This is a genomic window from Salmonella sp. SAL-020, assembly GCF_017372215.1.
Lineage (GTDB): Bacteria > Pseudomonadota > Gammaproteobacteria > Enterobacterales > Enterobacteriaceae > Salmonella > Salmonella enterica.
Window position 1 is genome coordinate 2,895,081 of record NZ_CP071690.1, and the last position, 22,632, is coordinate 2,917,712.

Sequence of the window (22,632 nt, forward strand, 5' to 3'; positions counted from 1 at the left end):
TTGACCTACGGCAATAAATAGCAATCGTTTTCCTTCATTCTCACTTCACGTTTCGCCAGCGAGCGTCATCGTCCGGCAAAAAAATGCCCGGCAGCGCTAACGCTTACCGGGCATGTCTTACCTCTTTATAACGGATACTGTCAGGCTAACGCTTTAGTTATCTTCTCGTACAGATCGCCGGAAAGATTCTCCAGTCCTTTTAACTGCTCCAGCGCCGCACGCATTTTCTCCTGACGCTTTTCATCGTAACGTTTCAGACGAATCAGCGGTTCAATGAGGCGAGATGCTACCTGCGGGTTACGGCTATTCAGATCGGTCAGCATCTCGACCAGGAACTGGTATCCGCTACCGTCTTGCGCATGGAACGCCGCCGGGTTGCTGCCAGCAAACGCGCCAATTAATGAACGGACGCGGTTCGGGTTGCTCATACTGAAAGAACGGTGTTTGAGCAGGCCGCGTACGGTTTCCAGTACATTTTCCGCCGGGCTTGTGGATTGCAGGATAAACCATTTATCCATCACCAGGCCGTCCTGATGCCACTTATCGTCATACTCCTGCATCAGCGTATCGCGGCACGGCAACTGCGCCGCCACCGCAGCAGACAGGGCCGCCAGCGCATCGGTCATATTATTGGCGTCGCGATACTGTTTGCTGACCAGCGTATTAGCCAGCTCCGTCTCGCCGAACGCCAGGAAGCGCAGGCAAGCATTGCGCAGCGTGCGCTTACCGATATCGCCGTGATCAACACGATACTCATCCAGATGATTGGCGTTATAGATAGCCAGGAACTCATCCGCCAGTTCTGCCGCCAGCGTACGCGTTAGCGCTTCACGAACTTGCGCAATGGCGATCGGGTCAATGACCTCAAACAGCTCCGCAATTTCATTGGCCGAAGGCAGCGTTAAAATTTCTGCGGCCAACGCCGGATCGATTTTCTCATCCAACAGTACTGCACGGAACGCATCAGCGACATGCACCGGAAGCGATAGCGGTTGCCCCTGCTGATGACGCGCCACATTCAGTTTAATGTATGTGGCCAGCAGGCTTTGCGCCGCATCCCAACGGGAGAAATCATTGCGCGCATGGCGCATCAGGAACGTCAACTGCTGATCGCTCCATTTATATTCCAGTTTCACCGGCGCTGAAAACTCGCACAGCAAGGCCGGAACAGGCTGGAAGTAAACATTATCGAAGGTAAATGTCTGCTCCGCCTGCGTGACGTTCAGCACGGCGTTGACCGGGTGACCGCCTTTTTGCAACGGAATGACGTTGCCTTCGTTATCGTACAGTTCGATGGCGAATGGAATATGCAGCGGCTGCTTCTCCGCCTGATCCGCCGTCGCCGGAGTGCGCTGGCTGATGGTCAACGTGTACTGCTCGGTTTCCGGATTATAATCATCTTTTACCGTTACAATCGGCGTGCCGGACTGACTGTACCAGCGGCGGAAATGGGACAAATCGACATTAGAAGCATCTTCCATCGCCTGTACGAAGTCATCACACGTCGCGGCGCTGCCGTCATGGCGCTCAAAATAAAGCTGCATCCCCTTCTGGAAATTTTCCTCACCCAGCAACGTGTGGATCATGCGAATGACTTCCGCGCCCTTTTCATAAACGGTGAGGGTGTAGAAGTTATTCATTTCGATTACTTTATCCGGGCGGATAGGATGCGCCATCGGGCTGGCGTCTTCCGCGAATTGTAAACCGCGCATGGTACGCACGTTACTGATGCGGTTCACCGCGCGTGACCCCAAATCAGAGCTAAACTCCTGATCGCGGAACACGGTTAGCCCCTCTTTAAGGCTCAACTGGAACCAGTCGCGGCAGGTGACGCGGTTGCCGGTCCAGTTGTGGAAATACTCATGGCCTATCACGCGCTCAATATCGAGATAATCTTTATCCGTCGCGGTATCGGTTCGCGCCAGCACGTATTTGGAGTTAAAGATATTGAGACCTTTATTCTCCATCGCGCCCATATTAAAGAAATCCACCGCGACAATCATATAGATGTCGAGGTCATATTCGAGCCCAAAACGCGCTTCATCCCATTTCATGGAATTTTTCAGCGAGGTCATTGCCCACGGCGCGCGATCCAGATTGCCACGGTCAACGTACAGTTCTAATGCGACGTCACGCCCGGAGCGGGTGGTAAAGGTATCGCGCAGCACGTCAAAATCACCGGCCACCAGCGCAAACAGATAACACGGTTTCGGGAACGGATCTTGCCACTGAACCCAGTGACGGCCATTCTCCAGCTCGCCCTGTGCAACACGGTTGCCATTGGAGAGCAGGAACGGATATTTGCTTTTATCGGCAATAATTTTGGTGGTAAATCGCGCCAGTACGTCCGGGCGGTCAAGATACCAGGTAATATGGCGGAAGCCCTCCGCTTCACACTGGGTACAGAGCGCATCGCCGGACTGGTACAATCCTTCCAGCGCCGTATTCGCCGCCGGACTTATCTCGTTGACAATGCGTAACGTAAAACGCTCTGGCAGGTCGCTGATGATAAGCGCGCCCTCTTCTTCCTTATATGCTGTCCACGGCGCATCGTTGACGTGGATAGATACCAGCGTTAAATCTTCCCCATCAAGGCGAAGAGGCGCATCAGGCGCGCTATGACGAACAGCCTGGCTTATTGCGGTGACCACGGTTTTTTCGGCATCGAGGTCAAAGGTCAAGTCAATATCAGTAATCTGGTAATCCGGCGCGCGATAGTCATGGCGGTATTTGGCTTGTGGCTGTTGTGTCATAAAAAACCTTTCGCATCTTTGTGTAGAGTGTCGACTCCAGTCTATTCCTGTTGCGCAAATCGCGCTACGCAGAATGTTCATCTTTTCAGGCACAAACGGCCTATTTGCTACATTTTTATAATATGTACTCATAGTTTTTAAAATCGATAAAGATCGTCCAGGAGCGCTTTAAACAAGGGATGAGCGAGATCGAGATGAAGCTTGATTAACGAACTTTAACGAACTTCACAGACCACTTTTGCCCCATCCATGCCCCACACATAATTTTAGTCAACGCCAGACCCCATCAGCCCTGCAGGGAAAATCGATAACAAACACGCCCGCAGTATGTTCCCCAAAATTTAAAAACAAGTGGTTCATGCCTTGACAGACAAAACCGCCAAAGCAAAAATACTGTATATACAAACAGTTATTAGCGAAACACGTATGTTCGTAGAACTGGTTTATGACAAGCGTAATGTTGAAGGACTCGAAGGGGCCAGCGAGATCATTCTGGCCGAACTGACGAAGCAGGTGCACCAGATTTTCCCTGATGCCGAAGTGAGGGTGAAGCCGATGCAGGCAAACTGCTTGAATAGTGATACCAACAAAAGCGATCGCGAAAATTTGAACAGATAGCTTATTAAAAATAGATTTATCTTAAACCACGTCATTTACATTTAGCCACCTCCCCAAAATCCGGATTCAGCTTAAGAAAAATGCGACAATACAATAAAAACATATCATATAAGCCCCCTCAACAAATGTAATTTTAAGGCCAACAAACACCTCTAACTTATTCACTTTCAATTAATTTCATAAATAATAATTAACAACAAAAGAATTGTATTAATATCCACACTGTAGTATATAATTACATTAACAAAATTACTATTCGGCGAGTATATTATGTTAAGACACATTCAAAATAGTTTAGGCAGCGTTTACAGAAGTAATACAGCAACTCCTCAGGGTCAGATTATTCACCATCGTAACTTTCAAAGCCAGTTTGATACCACAGGCAACACCCTCTACAATAATTGCTGGGTTTGCTCATTAAATGTTATCAAATCCAGAGATGGCAATAATTATAGTGCATTAGAGGACATCACTTCTGATAATCAAGCGTTTAATAATATATTAGAGGGTATTGATATAATAGAATGTGAGAATTTATTAAAAGAAATGAATGTGCAAAAAATACCTGAATCCTCTCTTTTTACAAACATTAAAGAAGCTTTACAGGCAGAAGTTTTCAATAGTACTGTAGAAGATGACTTTGAGAGTTTTATTTCTTACGAATTACAAAACCATGGACCACTGATGTTGATCAGGCCTTCACTTGGCTCGGAATGTCTACATGCAGAGTGCATTGTAGGCTATGATAGTGAAGTGAAAAAAGTATTAATTTATGATTCAATGAATACCTCACCTGAATGGCAATCAAATATTGATGTCTATGACAAGCTTACCTTAGCATTCAATGATAAATATAAAAATGAAGATTGCAGTATTTGTGGTCTTTACTATGACGGTGTTTATGAGCCAAAACCTTTACACTCCTCCTCCTGGAAAGACTGGTGTACCATTTTATGATAGTTAACCTTTACCAAGATAATTATTCAGGCTACCGCCAACATGGGGGGTCGGGGGTCGGAGGTTCAAATCCTCTCGTGCCGACCAAAATTCCCCTTAAAAACCAGCCTGTCAGGGCTGTTTTTTTTATGGCTCAATTTCCTACGGGGAAGCTATGGGGTGAAACTGGGGAATAAAGCCGTCGAGATTCGACGCAATTTGCGATTGATTCATCAGTTTGCTCACTGCTCAGTTTCGGAATTCATCAATACACAAATTTTCATTTCGAATTACTGTATAAATTCCCTGTAAATCATTACCGGAGCGCGCCACATTTTCCCCCTGCCCTATACTTTCAGTCTGACGACTGGAGGTTTCATATGTGTGGACGCTTTGCACAAGCACAGACCCGTGAAGAATATCTGGCATATCTGGCCGACGAAGCCGATCGTAATATTGCTTATGACCCTCAGCCTATAGGCCGGTATAACGTGGCGCCCGGGACTAAAGTCCTGCTATTGAGCGAACGCGACGAGCAATTACATCTCGACCCGGTGATTTGGGGTTACGCTCCCGGATGGTGGGATAAAGCTCCACTTATTAACGCCCGTGTCGCGACAGCGGCCTCCAGCAGAATGTTTAAGCCACTATGGCAGCATGGCCGGGCTATCTGTTTTGCCGATAGATGGTTCGAGTGGAAGAAGGAAGGCGACAAAAAACAGCCGTATTTCATTCACAGAAAGGACGGGAAGCCGATATTCATGGCTGCCATTGGCAGTACGCCGTTTGAGCGCGGTGATGAAGCAGAGGGATTCCTGATTGTTACCTCCGCAGCCGATAAAGGTCTGGTAGACATTCACGATCGTCGCCCGCTGGCACTGACACCGGAAACTGCTCGGGTATGGATGCGCCAGTTCCTGGAACCACATTCTAAGTCAATAACATACCGCGTCATACCTGCGCTCACACGTCCCATGATGCGAAAAGATACCAATCCATGCCAATAGTTAAAAACGGATGACTGTCCCGAATCCGTCCCACCTGCCCTATCCCACAAACCGGCGTTCAGATGCTCATTAAGAAAACCACCTCACCCTCATAACTCAGTAAGCGTCCCGTTTAGGACGTAGCGTAAGGATTATTTTACGGTTTCGAGGTTCCAGGGCAGCAGTTCGTGCACCCGGTTCGATGACCAGTCGCTGATTTTCCACAGCACGTCGCGTAACCATGCCTCGGACTCTACGCCGTTTAGTTTGCACGTACCCAGCAGGCTGTAGATGATCGCCGCTGCCTCGCCGCTCCTGTCTGAGCCGAAGAACAGATAGTTACGTCGGCCCAGCGCCACGCACCGTAAGGCGTTTTCACAGATGTTGTTGTCGATCTCCACCCGACCGTCGCTGCAGAGGACACGCTCAACGCATCACACTGCTTCAGCATGTAACCGAACTCCTTCGCCATCTCCGCATGCACCGACAACGTTTTCAACTGCGCCTGTATCCAGTCGTACAGCGACTGGCTTTTCTCTTTCCTGACCGACAGCCGTGTTTGCGCCGGGCTGTGGACTCTGTCATCTGTGATAGTGTCCATCAAAATTTAAGTGGACACTATCATCGCCGGATTGACAGGGTTCTGACAGACGTCCTCCACGGTGCGCTTACATTTTACCTATTAAGGAATATTTTTGCTTTTTAAAGGTATTAAACCATCTCGGTGATGTAACAAAAACTTTCCCTGCCATAGATTCTGATTCTAATTCTCGTGGTAATGCATCATAGGCATTAGCTGCTATACTTGAATTACTAAAATCAGTATAATAAATAAGTTTCCTTCTTGTTGCCATTCTATATTTACACACCCATTCATCTGCTGAAAGAATTAATGGGCCATTCAGATTACTCATACCTCTATTTTCAAACTGATGGGCTGAAACATCAAACACATAGTCTTTCCCTTCTTTATTTCCAACCACTGCAAAATGATTTGTTGGTATTTCCTCTGTTGGTTTATCCCAGATAAATATACCTCGATAACGAATATTATCGAACCCTTTTTCATTCATAAAATTGCTTACAGGAGTCATTAATGACTCACACTGCCCTACCGGATTCATTATTTTATTATTTATAATTGGATTCTGTTTCAATTCCTCCAGATAGGCCGCAGCATCAATATCACTGGTTAGGTTGTAAGTTATATCTGTGCGTTCCACTCCCGGTTCTGTTGCCATGGTTAAGTGATGTGTTTCACTGTACCCCTGGCAATTTACGGTATAGTTCCCGACGTCATCCAGGGTGACTGATAATATCTCCTGACTGTCTTCATCCAGAATACAGAAGTAGTTTTCCCCGTGCAGGCCGGAATGAATGTTTTCCTCCCATCCGTCATACGCGAGCGTCCTGAGCAGTTCAAATCTGCTGACCACATCCTCCCGCGTCGTTCCGGCCGGCGGGTGACAAATCGTCCAGATGCACTCCAGCGCTTCAGTCTGGTGCGTTGAGCAAAAAAATTCCTTCATTTTTTCCCAGGAACTCATTTCAGGGGGGGTATCAGACCAGGCAATACGATAAATGCGGCGGTTACTGATGATGGCGGGAAGACATCCGCTTCCAATATGAAAGGGCATAACAAAAAACCTTTATAAATTTACATATAGTATCTGTCCGACAGACATCATCTCTTCCTGGTCTTAATTTCACAATAAGGTTATCGGCGGATTCATGGTCGTCCTGCCATGGCGGGCTTCAGAAGGTGCAGAAGAAAAATCCGTTATGATGACCGGATGGCGGGACTGTCATTTTACAGCTAAAGTGTCGATTTTTTCAGGGTCGCTTTCCACGATGACCAGATCATCCGGCATCAGCGCCCGGGCGTTCAATTTTGGCGGGCAGAAGTCACCCGGCAGAAATTACTTAACGATGCAGATAATGCCATTAAGGACTGGCGCACAGAATTAACGTTGGGAATTATCAGTGATGAAAATAAAGCAGCTTTGATTCTGCCGATGAATTATATCAATGTTCTTAAATCGCTGGACTTAACAGGTGTTTCAGATGAGGCCACCTTCACAGCAATCAGGTGGCCTGCATTACCACAGTAACGCCTACTGGCTGGCTGGTCTTTCCGGCCAGTCAGGGGCGGCTGTATCCATCCGGTTTACCAGCACCCTATATTTTTTCCATTCGTCGAGCCGCGCTTTCTCATCATCTGTTGCGATTCCAAGATCAACTGCATCCTGCAATGGCGCGATTTTTTCAGATGCCATTTGCAAAAGACGGCTTTTGGTTTCTTCCGCCTGACGAAGCTGCGCTGCTTTTTCAGCCGCTTCGTCTTTTACCCAGACCTTAGCCTTACCATCCCATTTCTGGTATTCACCACCTGGTGAAACTGATGTGACATTTTCGGGCAACGGACCAGGAGCGGAGATATAAACCTGATTGCCGGTTGTTGTGTCGTAAACCATCTCGCCGCGGTGATCCTCATGCAAACTCCATGTCTGGGTTTCAGCGTCAAATATAGCAATATGACTGGCGGGAATATCAGGAGGGGCGATATCAGTACAGTTTGCCGGTAGTCCTGTGTGCGGCGGAATATACGCATCACCTGCACCAATAAATTCGTTAGTATCTGAACGCAGATTGAAAATTTTAATTGTCTGCGCCTGTTCGCTCATTTTAAAAGTCATTATGCCAGCCTCACTATGTAGTTAAATGCAATGTTTTTAACCGTGGTTTCCGCATTACCGTCTGCGTCCACAATAACGACGTGTCCGTGTGGACCTATATACATGGTGTGCTCATGTCCTCCGATATAAACTGTATGTGCATGGTCGCCAGCGGCCTGTGTCCATGCACCACCTCCTGGCTGAAATGAGGTGTGATTGGAATCTCCCCAGTATGAATTGATATAACCGCCGAACTGGTGAGTATGATTGCCCGTGGTATTGGTCGATTTCGTGCCGTAATCAAAGGATGAGGTAGATTTTGTCCCTAAGTCAGTAACCTGCGCCCGCGCGGTGTGCGAGTGCGATTTATTGCCGTCCATTTCTTGCGACAATACGGCACGTCCACTGATGGGCTTACCCTTTATTGTCCAGCCTCTCATGTCAGGGATAACGCCGGACGGATACGCTATAGCCAGTAACGGGTAAGCAGATTTATCGAAGGACTGCCCCTGCATCAGAGCGTAACCTGCCGGAGTAGCATCAGATGGCCATGCAATCGCCGCCCCTACTGGATGCGAATCCGGAGGTGGGTTTAGTGTGGTGTAAAGCATTGCCCATTCGGACCACTCAGCATCGGCGGTATCTCGATGGCTGCGAATATATGCGGGCGCTGGCGCACCATTTGTCCCGCTCCAGCCAATGAGGATTTCCCCATCACCGGTTCCGGTCAGACGTAAAATATTTCCGTATTGCGTCGGATAGCCATTGTTGTAAACCTCGCCCATTATCAGGCCACTATCGCTGCCTCTTGTCGTACCAGTCAGTGCCGGAAGCGCGCCGCGTGATGCCAGTCTGTTCGCTGCAACAGCCGTACCTGATGCAGGGAGCGCTCCGATATTTTGTACAAACAGCGGCTTATTCGGGATATCCGCACCACACTGGCTTTTAGCCATGTAGTTTTCATCACTTTCGGTTTTGCTGTAGACCTCAAGACTGGAGCGACCTTTGGCCTTATCCGGTACGTCGGACAGGTTCTGGTCCTTCTGCAAATACCGTGATCCCAAATAAATCTCCAGGGGATTAAGCACAGAAAAATAGGTTTTTGTATTATCCAGAACGCATAAGACAGGAATATCTTTAATAATATCATTGGCCGATAACTCTGCTTTATTCCCCTTGTATAGTGGGAATATGCCAAGCACACGTCCTCCCATCGTCAGTTGCAGAGTGCTGGCTCCGGTATTGTTTAGCGCCGGAATAACCACAAGTGGAGTGCGCAATGTCCAGTCAACTCCACCATTGACGAAATAAGTTGCTGGTAACTCCAGCGTCAGATTATTTTCTGTACCTCCGGCCACACCAGCGACATAATGCCCACTCTGGAGCTCTTCAATTTGTACAAACTGATTTTCAGATCCTCGCGTCGCAAAATTCGCTATAACGTCATTCAGTGACCATCCCTTCGCTGTTGTACCTTCCTGACCGCGAATAACCGTCAGCATGTCATTATTAACTGCTGTCAGATGGCATACCTCAAAAACTGTTTCTTTTGCGTCTGTCAGTGTAATTTTGGCGTAAGTTTTAAGAGGGTTTGAGCTGTTTGCATAATCGCTGGTCAGCAAATTAGCAAACATCGCTCCCACACCAGGCATCACCTGAATGGTCGTCTGGCTGGCGGTAATATCAGCCGCCAGTGAGGAGACGACATTATTTCCGAATCCAATAATCATTGCTCAACCACCGTTACCGAATAGGTATAAATAAAAGGGAGTTTCACCAGCGACTGGTCAATTGCATCTTTAAGAAAGTGTCCGACACCATCGCCATAGTCAGGAATGGAGACAAAAAAAATGCCCTTATCGGGCATTACACTAATATCAAAAGTGGACTGTACAGGTGGGTCTATTCCGTTAGCTCCATGTATAAAGCGTGCAAGCCGTCGTTTGAACCAGTTGATACAGAAGTGCGAACCATCGCCTTTATAAAAATTCCATGTCAGTATCCGTTTAAAATAGTCGTCCGGAACATATGACGCTGAGCCGGGAACATAATTTCTCAGTTTTGCATACGCGACATTATTGTACTCAATAGTGTTATACGCCCCACGAGCAATGGCATCCTCGGAGATTTGAAGCAAGGGGCGTGATTCCCCATAAATACCCGCCGCAATCCAGTCCAGCAACTCACCGGTAATCGCCGGGGAGGTCCAGCAAGGTAAATTCAGGTTGTTAAAGTAATCAAGATACCCCTGTGCCAGTTTGTTATAAGCATCAAAAAAGGCAACTATATCCGGATCGTCATTATATTGCGTATAGGGGTAGGCCGGAATAATGCTTTCAAGAAGAGCTGCCATATTGCTTAACCTGAATTTGTGAAGATGAAGTGGAAAAATAGGCGTAAGTATCACCATAAACCAGGCTGGAGTCGGTTGCAGGTGGGACAATTTTTCCGTTTATTCCAACCTGAATATCAATCATTGATACAAGGTTTGAAGATACAAGCCCCTTAACCTGATTAAGAAAAATATCCCGAATCAGGAAAATGTTTATTGGTTCACCCGTTGCAATTCCGTTAATGTAATCAGCAATGCTTTGCTGCACTGCTTTTTCAATCCCGGTTGGATCGATATAGCTGGTTGAGGCTGTATTCCAGGTGATTAAAAGCGTAACGTTTTGTGATGATGGCACTACAAACGGCACGTGATACGTATCCGGATACACAATGATCGGTATCGTTTTTTTATCCACCGCAGCGCCTGATGGATTCACTACATCATTCGTCAGTACGGAGATATCTGGCACGGCTTTATAGATAGCGTAAGCCACTTCATAAGGATCGCCGCCACCAGCAATCGCTACCCATGCCCCCAGCGATGCCTGTCGGTATGAGATCAGATTCTCCTGTACACCATAAACATTTTTCAGTTCAATCCGGTAACAGTCAGGCGTTCCCTGTACACCGTACATACAGGCATAAGGGGAAAATCATGGAAAACACAAATATTGTTACCACTGAGCAGCAGGCACCAAACACCATTTCTGCCAGTAACGCAATTTTTAACGTTCAGGCACTGGGTCAGTTAACAGCTTTCGCTAACCTGATGGCAGACTCACAGGTGACGGTACCGGCACACCTTGCAGGGAAACCAGCCGACTGTATGGCTATCGTCATGCAGGCTATGCAATGGGGCATGAACCCTTATGCATGCTGGTCATTATCAGCTGGTGCTAACCCAAACTTTATAGCAACGCAGATGGGGCATACCGATGCACAGATGGTTTACAAGGTGTATGGAAAGTGGATGTCAGAGAAGAGCGCAGAACAGGTTTCTCTGCTCAACCAGGCACTTTCCCGCTATGCCCCATCACTGCCCCAAAGCATGGTAGCAGCGCAGTAGAAATCCTTAAATTCAAGGGGTTAGCAGTCGCATCGCTACATTTTTATAACATGGGGCACGAAATGCGCTCGACCCTAAAGACAGCTTATGGTGTGATCGGGGTTCAATAAATCGCTAAACAAGGTATACTCCAGCGGTTTTCTTAGTTGTTTATTGTACTAAACGCTCCCGTGAGAGGACGCAACAGCGCACCTATGACACAATTCGCTTCTCCTGTTCTGCACTCGTTGCTGGATACAGATGCTTATAAGTTGCATATGCAGCAAGCCGTTTTTCACCACTACTATGATGTGCAGGTAGCGGCTGAGTTTCGTTGCCGTGGCGACGACCTGCTGGGTATTTATGCCGATGCTATTCGCGAGCAGGTGGACGCGATGCAGCACCTGCGCCTCCAGGAGGACGAGTTCCAGTGGCTCTCCGGCCTGCCCTTTTTTAAACCGGATTATCTGAACTGGTTACGCGAGTTTCGCTATAACCCAGCTCAAGTCTGTGTCACCAACGATAACGGCAAGCTGAATATTCGCTTAACCGGCCCGTGGCGTGAAGTCATTATGTGGGAAGTGCCGCTGCTGGCCGTGATCAGTGAGCTGGTTCATCACTACCGCTCGCCAAACGCGGGCGTTGATCAGGCGCTCGACGCGCTGGAAAGTAAGCTGGTTGATTTCACTGCGTTAACCGCCAATCTCGATATGTCCCGCTTCCACCTGATGGACTTCGGCACCCGCCGCCGTTTCTCTCGTGAAGTGCAGCAGGCGATAGTTAAACGTCTCCAGCAGGAGTCATGGTTCGTCGGCACCAGCAACTATGATCTCGCGCGTCGCCTGGCGCTGACGCCGATGGGCACTCAGGCGCACGAATGGTTCCAGGCGCATCAACAAATCAGTCCGGACCTGGCGACCAGCCAGCGTGCCGCGTTGGCCGCCTGGCTTAACGAATATCCGGACCAGCTTGGTATCGCCTTGACAGATTGCATTACAATGGATGCGTTTTTACGCGATTTCGGCATTGAATTCGCCAGCCGTTATCAGGGGTTACGCCACGACTCAGGAGACCCTGTCGCATGGGGCGAAAAGGCGATTGCCCATTATGAAAAGCTGGGGATTGATCCGCTGACAAAAACGCTGGTCTTTTCAGATAACCTTGATCTGCCAAAGGCGGTCGAGCTCTATCGCCATTTCGCCTCTCGCGTGCAGTTAAGCTTCGGCATCGGTACCCGCCTGACCTGCGATATCCCTCAGGTAAAACCGCTCAATATCGTGATTAAGCTCGTGGAATGTAACGGAAAGCCGGTGGCTAAACTTTCCGACAGCCCCGGTAAAACGATCTGTCATGATAAAGCGTTTGTGCGCGCGCTGCGTAAAGCGTTCGATCTCCCGCAGGTGCGTAAAGCAAGTTAACCATGCCTGTGCGAAGCGCCCGGAAAGTGGGCGCTTTGTTACTCTTCTGACCATCTTACCTGTTCTGGCCGCGATGGTTACTCCTCTTTCCCTTCACTCTTCGACATATTTACGTGCGTAATTTGCGTTGTTTTTTCAGAATGAGTGTCCCGCTGTGTACGCGTTCTGAATAAATTGAATTCGCTAATAAATTCTTTACGCAGCAAGAACAGAGCAATTACGTTGGGGATAACCAGAAAACCGACAGCAATATCAGCCATTAACCAGATTACCGGGATTTCCATATTAACGGCAATCAGTGGCGGCAAAAAATATAGCCATTTAATGATGCGTTCTAGCTTATCGCCAAAGATATAGTTTATCGAAGTGCGAAATTTAATATATGAACCAAGATAAGAAGTAAACAGAATCAACGCCACACCGAGACAGAGAACCTGAACAATAATCGGATGCCATGTTTCTTTTAAGGCGGCAAAGATAATCTGAATACCTTGATAACTGGCGTCTGTCCACATACCAGAAGCAAGTACAGCAAATGCGGTAAAGTTACAGGTAATCATTGAGACAAAAAATACTTCCACTGCCCCCCACATTCCCTGACGGAAAGCATAATCCACGTTGGCAGTAGCATGTACTGTGGCCGAGGTACCCATGCCGGCTTCGTTAGTGAATATTCCGCGACTGGCTCCTTTACTGATGGCCATCATGATGGTTGACCCGACAAAGCCACCGACTGCTGGCGCAGGGGCAAAGGCATAATAGAAAATACTTTTTATAACCTGTGGGATAGCCTCGATATTCAATACCACTACACCAGCGGCACCAATGAAATAGGCAATGGTGATCGGTGGAAGTGCAATCGTACAGAATTTACCAAGACTGGAGAGTCCTTTTAAAATAACCAACGCGCCTACGATGACAATAAATCCCCCGATGACGCTTGTTGGGATTTCAAACGTATAGTGAATGACCGCCGCCATCGTATTAGTTTGCACAAAACAGGCATCCGTAATAACCAGAATCATTAATGCAAACGCATATAATCCTGCCAGGGGATGCCATTTTTTATTGAGCCCTTTCTTAATATAATGCATTGGGCCGCCATAATATTCGCCATTCTCACCTTTACTTCGGTATTTCACCGCCAGCGTCACTTCAACCATTTTGGTCATCATACCCACGACCGCAATGATCCACATCCAGAAAATTGCCCCAGGTCCGCCAACCGCAATAGCCGCAGCAACACCTGCGATCGTTCCCGCGCCTAATGAGCCGGATAGCACAGTGGCAGCCACCTCTATTGATTTTAAGGATTTTTTAGACGCTGCCTCGCCAGTAGTGTTTTGTTTATTTTTTCCGGCAAGTGTACCAATTGTATTACGGTAAATTTCTTTTAAATTGATAATCTGGAAAAATTTGAGGCGTACTGTGAAATAAAAGCCAATGCCGATAACACACAAAAATAATGGGCCACCCCATAGAAATTCAAAGAGTTGTGAAAGTTGCTCTAACATAATGACCTCGGATTTAAATTAATTCGTTCAGTCTCAGAAATAATCTTTCCAGTTCAGCGTAATCCTGAATTTTGCCAACAACACTAAACTGGAAAGTCAGCGGGTAGGAGCATCCCTTACTCACTAAATGCCGTTTTAATGGTATATTGTTATGAAGTTTTGCTTCCTGCATTAGGTTTATTATGCGTATAAAAAACGCGTTTTTTACATGCTGCCTTTATTATCTAATTTTTTAGTCGTAATGTTTAAGCACTGCGTCCGTTCCAGACTATATCTTCATAAATATCTGGGGACGTATCGCCTTCGGTGCTAATAAGCAGAACATGAGCATTGGCATCAAGCTGTAAGCGATTAGCAAGATCCTGATAATGCATATTGTTCATCAACTCATAAAGCAACCCTACGCCAATAGCTCCGGACTCGCCGGAAATAAAAGGCGTATCCGTACCTGGACGCGGCGCGGCAGAAATGCGCATACCCTTAGCCGCCAGACAATCATCAGCGGAAATAAAACAACTGGTGTTGTCCCGAATAATAGGCCAACTGATAATATTCGGCTCCCCACACGCAAGCCCGGCCATTATCGTCGCCATATCGCCAGTGACGCAGTGAGGTTGACCATCATTCATAACTGCGGATTGATAAAGACAGTTGGCCTGATGCGGCTCAACCACAATAATATTAGGGATACTTTCCTGCATTTTTTCAACAAAATAACCCATAACACTGCCAGCAAATGATCCCACCCCCGCTTGTAAAATAAGGTGGGTTGGCAACGGACTGTTTGTTTCTGCGAGCTGATCATAAGCTTCAACCGCTAGTGTCATATAGCCTTGCATAATCCACGTTGGGATCTCTTCATACCCTGTCCAAGCTGTATCCTGCAAAAGCACCCAGCCTTTTGTTTGCGCCATTCTATGGGCCAGTCGCACTGCATCATCGTAGTTCAGATCGGTGATGGTGCATTCAGCTCCATGATGGCGAATATTCTCTGCCCGGATTAACGATGATCCTTTAGGCATATAAACGACGGCTTTTAGACCTAATTGCTCCGCCGCCCACGCCACACCACGGCCATGATTGCCATCCGTCGCGGTAACAAAAACACAATCCTTAATTTTTTCTTTAATCTCAGGAGTGTTAAGGGCAGCAAAACTTAACGAGTTAATATCACATTGCAATTTATCAGCGAGATATTTTCCTACAGCATAAGAGCCGCCCAGACCTTTAAAAGCATTCAGACCAAAACGCCAGGACTCATCTTTAATATGGATGGACCCTAGTCCAAGCCGCCGGCTTAGATGCGCCAGATTATGTAACGGCGTAACGGCATAATTGGGTAATTTTTTATGAAATGCTAACACCTCACGCCCAACATTTCCGTTAAGCAAACTTAAAGCCGCTCCTGTACCATATTTTTTCCGACGTGTATTAAACTGGTATTTAATAAGCTCATGCATAATGATACCTTTTGTTAAAGTTTATTTATTGAAATAATATGTTTTTGGCAATTATTGAGTAGAAACAAGTAAAGAACTCGCGTTTTGTGGCTGTAGTAGTGGTTATCCTCACTTTAATAAACCGTACTGATAAAAGAGCCGCACAATATCTATTACGTCCTTTTCTTTATTCCACTGATTATGATAGTACTATGCTTATTGCTGTTAAATGGCGCGAAAATGCCCATCGTCGTGCAATTTTCACCTTTTTTTAACGACCTGGACGCGGCAAAATTGCGCACAGTGATAGTCATCACATTAAAGAGGTTATTTGCGATATGAAGCTTGACGCCTGGGATAAAAACATTCTGACATTATTGCAGCGCGATAATCGTCTTTCTCAGCGGGAAATCGCCGAACAGGTCAATCTTTCACCTTCGGCAGTGAATCGTCGTATCGCGGCACTGGAGGAGGCGGGCATAATTAAAGGCAATGTCAGCCTTATTGATGCTGGCAAAGTGGGACGCCCGGTCACGATTGTGGTGCAGGTGGTGATCGAAAACGAGCGATTCAATTTACTGGAAGAGGCTCGTCAACGGTTTGTCAGTTGCCCGCAGGTGCAGCAGGTCTACTACGTAACGGGCGATTTCGACTTTTTACTGGTGCTCAATGTTCGTGACATGGCGGAATATGAAGCGCTTACCCGTGAGCTTTTCTTTTCCTCAGGCAATATTAAGTCTTTTAAAACGATTGTCGTGATGCAAAACGCCAAGCAAGAGATGCGCGTCCTGATCGAGTAACGTGCGCAAAGCTTGCAAAACCAGCCTAAATTCTCAATGGTTCGCGAGCAGGTGCGAACTTTTTACAGGTTTCTTTCTGAAAACCTGCTTCCAGATGCGATTTCTGCTTGTCTGATTGCAGATGCCAGGTAACATAGGAATACCCCCATTTCGGGTGGACAAGTGTTTATTTTTTCCGACTATTAACTAGAGAGAATATTATGAGCGTTGTGCCTGTAGCCGACGTACTCCAGGGCCGCGTAGCCGTTGACCAAGAAGTCACCGTGCGCGGATGGGTGCGTACCCGCCGAGATTCAAAAGCTGGCATCTCCTTCCTCGCCGTTTATGACGGCTCCTGCTTTGATCCTGTACAGGCTGTCATTAATAATTCTCTGCCCAATTATAATGAAGAAGTATTACACCTGACGACAGGCTGCTCCGTGGTAGTAACAGGTAAGGTTGTCGCGTCGCCGGGACAGGGGCAAAGTTTCGAAATCCAGGCTACGAAAGTAGAGGTCGCAGGCTGGGTGGAAGATCCGGATACCTACCCGATGGCGGCAAAACGCCATAGCATTGAGTATCTGCGTGAGGTCGCGCATCTGCGCCCGCGCACCAACCTGATTGGCGCGGTAGCGCGCGTTCGCCATACTCTGGCGCAGGCGCTGCATCGCTTCTTCGATGAGCAGGGTTTCTTTTGGGTCTCCACCCCGCTGATTACCGCTTCCGATACCGAAGGCGCTGGCGAAATGTTCCGCGTCTCAACGTTGGATCTGGAAAACCTGCCGCGTAACGACCAGGGCAGAGTAGATTTTGACAAAGACTTTTTTGGCAAAGAATCATTCCTGACCGTCTCCGGCCAGCTCAACGGTGAAACGTATGCCTGTGCGCTGTCCAAAATCTATACTTTTGGGCCGACCTTCCGCGCGGAAAATTCCAACACCAGCCGCCACCTGGCGGAGTTCTGGATGCTGGAGCCGGAAGTGGCGTTCGCCGATCTGGAAGACAACGCCCGTCTGGCGGAAGCCATGCTGAAATATGTCTTCAAGGCGGTTCTGGAAGAGCGTGCGGATGATATGAAGTTCTTTGCCGAACGCGTAGATAAAGACGCTATCGCTCGTCTGGAGCGTTTTGTCTCTACCGACTTCGCTCAGGTGGATTACACCGATGCGGTCGCCATTCTGGAACGCTGTGGTAAGACATTTGAAAACCCGGTGTTCTGGGGCGTCGACCTCTCTTCCGAACACGAACGTTATCTGGCGGAAGAGCATTTCAAAGCGCCGGTAGTGGTGAAAAACTATCCGAAGGAAATTAAAGCATTTTACATGCGCCTTAACGAAGATGGCAAAACCGTGGCGGCCATGGATGTGCTGGCGCCGGGAATCGGCGAAATCATCGGTGGTTCCCAGCGTGAAGAGCGTCTGGATGTGCTGGATGCCCGTATGGCCGAAATGGGGCTGAATAAAGAGGATTACTGGTGGTATCGCGACTTGCGTCGCTACGGTACTGTACCGCATTCCGGCTTTGGCCTGGGCTTTGAACGCCTTATCGCTTACGTCACGGGTGTGCAAAACGTGCGCGATGTTATTCCGTTCCCACGGACCCCACGCAACGCCAGCTTCTGATTTTTACGTCACACTCAAGGCCAGCTATGCTGGCCTTTTTTTTCGCCTGAATGTCAGCTTTATTATCAATAAGTAAATAAATTTAATTACAACCCTCTGAATTACCACATCTTGTTACTGTATATTTCACGAAAATATTTACACATAAAAATTAATCCTTAATTTTATTGCGGATTAGATTTTTCTGTTCTAATAGCACAATTTTTCACCACAATTTCAGACATCAAGACTTCTAAATGGCTATTTTTATGAAATAGCTCTTCTGCTGCTTTTTCAGGCACAACGGTTCTACAAGCCAATAATTACAATAAAATCATAGTGATAAAAGAAAAACGATCAAATCAAAGCGAGAACTCAGGGGAAGTTTGACGTTGTTCACAAAGTTCCGCGAAAATAACATTTGTTTACATATTTTTTCCTTTTGAAACTAAATCTTTATATTTGTAGCACTTTCACGGTAGCGAAACGTTAGTTTGAATGGAAAGATGCCTGTCAGACACATAAAGACACCAAACTCTCATCAATATTTCTGTAAAGTTTTATTGACGGCAGTGGCAGGTGTCATATAAAAAAACCAATGAGGGTAATAAATAATGATGAAGCGCAAAATCCTGGCAGCGGTGATCCCTGCCCTGCTGGCTGCTGCAACCGCAAACGCAGCAGAAATTTATAATAAAGATGGTAATAAGCTGGATCTGTACGGTAAAGCCGTGGGTCGTCACGTATGGACAACGACCGGCGATAGCAAAAATGCCGACCAGACTTATGCCCAGATTGGTTTTAAAGGGGAAACGCAGATTAACACCGATCTGACCGGTTTCGGTCAGTGGGAATACCGTACTAAAGCAGACCGCGCTGAAGGCGAACAGCAGAACTCGAATCTGGTCCGTCTGGCCTTCGCGGGTTTGAAATACGCGGAAGTGGGTTCAATCGATTATGGTCGTAACTACGGTATCGTTTACGATGTTGAATCCTATACCGATATGGCCCCCTACTTCTCCGGCGAAACCTGGGGCGGCGCCTATACTGATAACTACATGACCAGCCGTGCTGGCGGTTTGTTGACCTACCGTAACTCTGACTTCTTTGGTCTGGTGGACGGTCTCTCTTTCGGTATCCAGTATCAGGGTAAAAATCAGGACAACCACAGCATTAACTCTCAGAATGGCGATGGCGTAGGTTACACCATGGCATATGAGTTCGACGGCTTTGGCGTCACCGCAGCGTACAGCAACAGCAAGCGTACTAACGATCAGCAGGATCGCGATGGTAATGGCGATCGCGCAGAATCATGGGCCGTTGGCGCGAAATATGATGCAAACAACGTCTACCTGGCTGCCGTATATGCTGAAACCCGCAATATGAGCATTGTTGAAAATACGGTTACCGATACCGTGGAAATGGCAAACAAAACGCAGAACCTGGAAGTGGTCGCTCAGTACCAGTTTGACTTCGGCCTGCGTCCGGCAATCTCGTATGTGCAGAGTAAAGGTAAGCAGTTGAACGGCGCCGACGGCTCGGCCGATCTGGCGAAATATATTCAGGCGGGCGCGACTTACTACTTCAACAAAAACATGAACGTATGGGTTGACTACCGTTTCAACCTGCTGGACGAAAACGACTACAGCTCCAGCTACGTTGGCACCGACGATCAGGCGGCTGTCGGTATTACTTACCAGTTCTGATCAGCAGACCCCTTTGTTTTATGCCTCAAAAACAGGACTTCGGTCCTGTTTTTTTATCTCTCTTAGAGAAAATGTGCGTCTTTCAAAAACAGGCGGGCTTTTTAGCGCTAACGGTTGGCATTTTGTAAATCTGCCGTTAACCTGATAGCGGATTTCCCTTCTGTAACTATAATGGAACCTCGTCATGTTTGAGAACATAACCGCCGCTCCTGCCGACCCGATTTTGGGCCTGGCCGATCTGTTTCGCGCCGATGACCGTCCAGGGAAAATTAACCTTGGCATTGGCGTATATAAAGATGAAACCGGCAAAACACCGGTGCTCACCAGCGTTAAAAAAGCCGAGCAGTATTTACTGGAAAATGAAACGACGAAAAACTATCTCGGCATTGACGGGATTCCGGAATTTGCTCGCTGCACTCAGGAACTGCTGTTCGGCAAAGGCAGCGCGCTGATTAACGACAAGCGCGCACGCACGGCGCAAACGCCGGGCGGTACCGGCGCGTTACGCATTGCCGCCGACTTTTTGGCAAAAAATACTCCGGTAAAACGGGTGTGGGTGAGCAACCCCAGCTGGCCGAACCACAAAAGCGTGTTTAACGCTGCCGGCCTGGAAGTTCGGGAGTACGCTTACTACGATGCGGAAAATCACACGCTGGATTTTGAAGCGCTACAAGCCAGCCTGAGCGAAGCACAGGCCGGCGATGTGGTTCTGTTCCACGGTTGCTGTCATAACCCAACCGGCATTGACCCTACTCTGGAACAGTGGCAGGTTCTGGCTGAGCTTTCCGTTGAAAAAGGGTGGCTGCCGCTATTCGATTTCGCTTACCAGGGCTTTGCCCGCGGCCTGGAAGAAGATGCGGAAGGTCTGCGCGCCTTTGCCGCGCTGCATAAAGAGCTTATTGTCGCCAGCTCCTACTCCAAAAACTTCGGCTTATATAATGAGCGCGTCGGCGCCTGCACCCTCGTGGCTGCCGATGCGGAAACCGTGGATCGCGCTTTTAGCCAGATGAAATCCGCCATTCGCGCTAACTACTCCAACCCGCCAGCGCACGGCGCGTCCATCGTCGCGACTATCCTGAGTAATGACGCCCTGCGCGCTATCTGGGAACAGGAACTGACGGACATGCGCCAGCGTATTCAGCGTATGCGTCAACTGTTCGTGAATACCTTGCAGGAAAAAGGCGCGAACCGTGACTTCAGCTTTATTATCAAGCAGAACGGGATGTTCTCATTCAGCGGTCTGACCAAAGATCAGGTGCTACGTCTGCGTGAAGAGTTTGGCGTTTATGCCGTGGCTTCTGGTCGCGTGAACGTGGCGGGCATGACCCCGGATAATATGGCGCCGCTGTGCGAAGCCATTGTCGCGGTACTATAAAAAGCTGTCGACTGGCGTGACCGATAAAAAAGCCTGCACATTGCAGGCTTTTTCATTCTGCTTACCAGACCGGCATCTCATCTTGCAGGAAGGGATTATGCAGACGCTCGTATCCGAGCGTAGAGAGCGGGCCGTGGCCAGGAATAAAGGTCACATCATCGCCAAGCGGCAATAATTTACGCTTAATGGCGTCAATCAACTGGGTGTGATCGCCGCGAGGAAAATCGCTGCGCCCGACGCCACCTTTGAAAATCACATCGCCGGAGATCAGCAGTTGCGACTGTTCATCAAAGAAAACCACGTGTCCCGGCGTGTGTCCCGGACAATGTAACACCTGTAACGTCACATTCCCTACGCTGACGCGATCGCCGTCGTTCAGCCAGCGATCAGGCGTCAGCGGCTGACACTCATCCAGACCAAACATGCGGCTTTGCGCCGGCAGTCCTTGCAGCCAGAACTCATCTTCTTTTTCCGGACCGATAACAGGAACGCCGTAATGCTGCGCCAGTTCACTCGCCGCGCCGACATGATCGAGATGCCCATGCGTGAGTAAAATTTGCATCAACGTCACGCCGCTGGCGTCCACTTCCTGTTTAATTTTTTCCGCGTCGCCGCCCGGATCGACCAGCGCCGCCAGCCGGGTTTGTTCGCACCAGATTAATGAACAGTTCTGGGAGAACGCGGTGACCGGAATAATACGATAGTTCATACTGCTCCTTTGATTAAGCCTCGCTGATTACCAGTGCCGCGCCGGCCCGGTATCAATATGCACAAAGTTACTACGTGGGTAATATCCTACACCACCTGCGCGCATAGATAACGCCGCTTTGCGAATATTGCTCAGCGCCACGCCTTCAATATGAAAATCCATCGCCTGCCCTTTTGTATGGTAGCTTTTTTTCGCTACGCCGCTGCTACGGGCGCGTAATTCATTATTGGTATCAAGAGAACGGTAGCCTGAGATGAGCTGCACAGGTTTACGCGTCCCTAACAGCCCCTGAAGTCGGTAAAGTTGGTCAAACAAGCGGGGATCGATTGATCGGACTTTATTCGCGCGATAGTCACGGAAAAAATGGTTTAACTTTGCTAATTCATCCTGAATGTAGGCTCTTCCATCGAAAAACTCCGCCTTGATTGACTCTCCGGTATGGAGATTGTTTAACGTCAAAATGCGCGGGCGTGGGGTCGAGAGTGTGGCAAACGCTGGCGCGGGCAGGATGGCGGCGCCGAGAGCGACACCACCAAGCGCCAGCAGCTTGCGGCGATTAGCGTCAAATTTGTCCATGATAATCAGGTCTACAGGTCAATGTTATCGTTAATACACTTCTACCTTTAAGCAGACATGATACCGGCTGGCACAGACTTCTGAACGGCCCGGTCGACTTAAAGGTTGTTGTATATGCACTTCTGGCGCACGAAAGGCACCTTAACTGCCGATAAAGCCCGCGTCAAGATG

At 48.2% G+C, this 22,632-nt stretch carries 17 protein-coding genes and 5 pseudogenes; 11 read left to right on the forward strand and 11 right to left on the reverse strand.

The features are described from left to right. Nucleotides 1-140 precede the first annotated feature (140 nt). Nucleotides 141-2,753, reverse strand: coding sequence for an aminopeptidase N (gene pepN, locus J1G48_RS14260; protein ID WP_000193790.1), 2,613 nt, complete (start codon nt 2,751-2,753; stop codon nt 141-143). 426 nt (nt 2,754-3,179) lie between these two features. Between pepN and J1G48_RS14265 the strand changes: the two genes are divergently transcribed. The 4 genes and pseudogenes from J1G48_RS14265 (at nt 3,180) to J1G48_RS14280 (ending at nt 5,314) form a co-directional block, all read left to right on the forward strand. Then, nucleotides 3,180-3,371: a DinI-like family protein gene (locus tag J1G48_RS14265; RefSeq protein WP_000497441.1), complete on the forward strand. Its 192-nt coding sequence runs from the start codon at nt 3,180-3,182 to the stop codon at nt 3,369-3,371. A 270-nt stretch (nt 3,372-3,641) separates the two neighbouring features. After that, nucleotides 3,642-4,328, forward strand: a complete 687-nt coding sequence (gene gtgE, locus J1G48_RS14270; protein ID WP_001525490.1) for a virulence effector protease GtgE — start codon at nt 3,642-3,644, stop codon at nt 4,326-4,328. Next, nucleotides 4,313-4,619, forward strand: a pseudogene (locus J1G48_RS14275) (hypothetical protein). Before gtgE ends, J1G48_RS14275 begins: the two are co-directional and overlap by 16 nt. A 68-nt stretch (nt 4,620-4,687) precedes the next feature. Next, a complete protein-coding gene (locus J1G48_RS14280; RefSeq protein ID WP_000334547.1) occupies nt 4,688-5,314 on the forward strand; it encodes an SOS response-associated peptidase in 627 nt (208 codons plus the stop codon). A gap of 131 nt (nt 5,315-5,445) precedes the next feature. Here J1G48_RS14280 and J1G48_RS14285 read toward each other — a convergent pair. Further along, nucleotides 5,446-5,864, reverse strand: a pseudogene (locus J1G48_RS14285) (transposase); the annotation flags it as partial. Nucleotides 5,865-5,961: 97 nt separating this feature from the next. Continuing rightward, nucleotides 5,962-6,930 (reverse strand): SPI-2 type III secretion system effector SseI, encoded by a 969-nt coding sequence (sseI, locus tag J1G48_RS14290; protein WP_001674638.1) that lies wholly within the window; start codon nt 6,928-6,930, stop codon nt 5,962-5,964. A gap of 258 nt (nt 6,931-7,188) precedes the next feature. Here sseI and J1G48_RS14300 point away from each other — a divergent pair. Continuing rightward, a pseudogene (locus J1G48_RS14300) lies at nt 7,189-7,404 on the forward strand (tail fiber assembly protein); the annotation flags it as partial. Between the two features lie 3 nt (nt 7,405-7,407). On the opposite strand, the gene J1G48_RS14305 reads toward J1G48_RS14300, so the two are convergent. The 4 genes and pseudogenes from J1G48_RS14305 to J1G48_RS14320 form a co-directional block, all read right to left on the reverse strand. Then, nucleotides 7,408-7,989, reverse strand: coding sequence for a tail fiber assembly protein (locus J1G48_RS14305; RefSeq protein WP_000143167.1), 582 nt, complete (start codon nt 7,987-7,989; stop codon nt 7,408-7,410). Continuing rightward, nucleotides 7,989-8,861 (reverse strand): annotated as a pseudogene (locus J1G48_RS23375) (phage tail protein); the annotation flags it as partial. The pseudogene J1G48_RS23375 and the gene J1G48_RS14305, both read right to left, overlap by 1 nt. An 833-nt stretch (nt 8,862-9,694) precedes the next feature. After that, on the reverse strand, nt 9,695-10,321 hold the full coding sequence (locus J1G48_RS14315) for a hypothetical protein (protein ID WP_000729406.1): 627 nt from the start codon (nt 10,319-10,321) through the stop codon (nt 9,695-9,697). Further along, entirely contained in the window at nt 10,305-10,934 is a 630-nt protein-coding gene (locus J1G48_RS14320; RefSeq protein ID WP_000274547.1) for a hypothetical protein, read from the reverse strand. Before J1G48_RS14320 ends, J1G48_RS14315 begins: the two co-directional genes overlap by 17 nt. 20 nt (nt 10,935-10,954) lie before the next feature. Between J1G48_RS14320 and J1G48_RS14325 the strand changes: the two are divergent. Further along, a pseudogene (locus J1G48_RS14325) lies at nt 10,955-11,173 on the forward strand (recombinase RecT); the annotation flags it as partial. 386 nt (nt 11,174-11,559) lie between these two features. Next, nucleotides 11,560-12,762, forward strand: coding sequence for a nicotinate phosphoribosyltransferase (pncB, locus tag J1G48_RS14335; RefSeq protein WP_000191404.1), 1,203 nt, complete (start codon nt 11,560-11,562; stop codon nt 12,760-12,762). A 77-nt stretch (nt 12,763-12,839) separates the two neighbouring features. On the opposite strand, the gene J1G48_RS14340 is transcribed toward pncB, so the two are convergent. Together J1G48_RS14340 and dpaL are read right to left on the reverse strand one after the other, a co-directional pair. Beyond that, entirely contained in the window at nt 12,840-14,276 is a 1,437-nt protein-coding gene (locus tag J1G48_RS14340) for a sodium:alanine symporter family protein (RefSeq protein ID WP_000893200.1), read from the reverse strand. Nucleotides 14,277-14,521: 245 nt separating this feature from the next. Then, nucleotides 14,522-15,736, reverse strand: coding sequence for a diaminopropionate ammonia-lyase (gene dpaL, locus J1G48_RS14345; RefSeq protein ID WP_000544855.1), 1,215 nt, complete (start codon nt 15,734-15,736; stop codon nt 14,522-14,524). Between the two features lie 317 nt (nt 15,737-16,053). On the opposite strand from dpaL, the gene J1G48_RS14350 reads away from it, so the two are divergent. From J1G48_RS14350 to aspC, 4 genes are all read left to right on the forward strand, one after another. Continuing rightward, nucleotides 16,054-16,515 carry an Lrp/AsnC family transcriptional regulator gene (locus tag J1G48_RS14350; RefSeq protein WP_000762342.1) on the forward strand — a complete coding sequence of 154 codons (462 nt, stop codon included), beginning with the start codon at nt 16,054-16,056 and terminating at the stop codon, nt 16,513-16,515. A gap of 200 nt (nt 16,516-16,715) precedes the next feature. After that, nucleotides 16,716-18,116, forward strand: coding sequence for an asparagine--tRNA ligase (gene asnS / locus J1G48_RS14355; protein ID WP_000117867.1), 1,401 nt, complete (start codon nt 16,716-16,718; stop codon nt 18,114-18,116). Nucleotides 18,117-18,709: 593 nt separating this feature from the next. Continuing rightward, entirely contained in the window at nt 18,710-19,801 is a 1,092-nt protein-coding gene (gene ompF, locus J1G48_RS14360) for a porin OmpF (protein WP_000977709.1), read from the forward strand. 184 nt (nt 19,802-19,985) lie between these two features. Then, entirely contained in the window at nt 19,986-21,176 is a 1,191-nt protein-coding gene (gene aspC, locus J1G48_RS14365) for an aspartate transaminase (protein WP_000462653.1), read from the forward strand. A gap of 61 nt (nt 21,177-21,237) precedes the next feature. Here the strand turns inward: aspC and J1G48_RS14370 are convergent, their stop codons facing one another. Continuing rightward, nucleotides 21,238-21,885 carry an MBL fold metallo-hydrolase gene (locus J1G48_RS14370; RefSeq protein WP_001109471.1) on the reverse strand — a complete coding sequence of 216 codons (648 nt, stop codon included), beginning with the start codon at nt 21,883-21,885 and terminating at the stop codon, nt 21,238-21,240. Between the two features lie 27 nt (nt 21,886-21,912). Continuing rightward, nucleotides 21,913-22,461, reverse strand: coding sequence for a YcbK family protein (locus J1G48_RS14375; protein ID WP_000357052.1), 549 nt, complete (start codon nt 22,459-22,461; stop codon nt 21,913-21,915). Nucleotides 22,462-22,632: the final 171 nt, after the last annotated feature.

What these genes read in the sequence shown, in the direction of transcription:
- pepN (WP_000193790.1), bottom strand. Translation starts at nt 2,753, where the DNA reads ATGACACAACAGCCACAAGCCAAATACCGCCATGACTATCGCGCGCCG.
- J1G48_RS14265 (WP_000497441.1), top strand. Translation starts at nt 3,180, where the DNA reads ATGTTCGTAGAACTGGTTTATGACAAGCGTAATGTTGAAGGACTCGAA.
- gtgE (WP_001525490.1), top strand. Translation starts at nt 3,642, where the DNA reads ATGTTAAGACACATTCAAAATAGTTTAGGCAGCGTTTACAGAAGTAAT.
- J1G48_RS14280 (WP_000334547.1), top strand. Translation starts at nt 4,688, where the DNA reads ATGTGTGGACGCTTTGCACAAGCACAGACCCGTGAAGAATATCTGGCA.
- sseI (WP_001674638.1), bottom strand. Translation starts at nt 6,930, where the DNA reads ATGCCCTTTCATATTGGAAGCGGATGTCTTCCCGCCATCATCAGTAAC.
- J1G48_RS14305 (WP_000143167.1), bottom strand. Translation starts at nt 7,989, where the DNA reads ATGACTTTTAAAATGAGCGAACAGGCGCAGACAATTAAAATTTTCAAT.
- J1G48_RS14315 (WP_000729406.1), bottom strand. Translation starts at nt 10,321, where the DNA reads ATGGCAGCTCTTCTTGAAAGCATTATTCCGGCCTACCCCTATACGCAA.
- J1G48_RS14320 (WP_000274547.1), bottom strand. Translation starts at nt 10,934, where the DNA reads ATGTACGGTGTACAGGGAACGCCTGACTGTTACCGGATTGAACTGAAA.
- pncB (WP_000191404.1), top strand. Translation starts at nt 11,560, where the DNA reads ATGACACAATTCGCTTCTCCTGTTCTGCACTCGTTGCTGGATACAGAT.
- J1G48_RS14340 (WP_000893200.1), bottom strand. Translation starts at nt 14,276, where the DNA reads ATGTTAGAGCAACTTTCACAACTCTTTGAATTTCTATGGGGTGGCCCA.
- dpaL (WP_000544855.1), bottom strand. Translation starts at nt 15,736, where the DNA reads ATGCATGAGCTTATTAAATACCAGTTTAATACACGTCGGAAAAAATAT.
- J1G48_RS14350 (WP_000762342.1), top strand. Translation starts at nt 16,054, where the DNA reads ATGAAGCTTGACGCCTGGGATAAAAACATTCTGACATTATTGCAGCGC.
- asnS (WP_000117867.1), top strand. Translation starts at nt 16,716, where the DNA reads ATGAGCGTTGTGCCTGTAGCCGACGTACTCCAGGGCCGCGTAGCCGTT.
- ompF (WP_000977709.1), top strand. Translation starts at nt 18,710, where the DNA reads ATGATGAAGCGCAAAATCCTGGCAGCGGTGATCCCTGCCCTGCTGGCT.
- aspC (WP_000462653.1), top strand. Translation starts at nt 19,986, where the DNA reads ATGTTTGAGAACATAACCGCCGCTCCTGCCGACCCGATTTTGGGCCTG.
- J1G48_RS14370 (WP_001109471.1), bottom strand. Translation starts at nt 21,885, where the DNA reads ATGAACTATCGTATTATTCCGGTCACCGCGTTCTCCCAGAACTGTTCA.
- J1G48_RS14375 (WP_000357052.1), bottom strand. Translation starts at nt 22,461, where the DNA reads ATGGACAAATTTGACGCTAATCGCCGCAAGCTGCTGGCGCTTGGTGGT.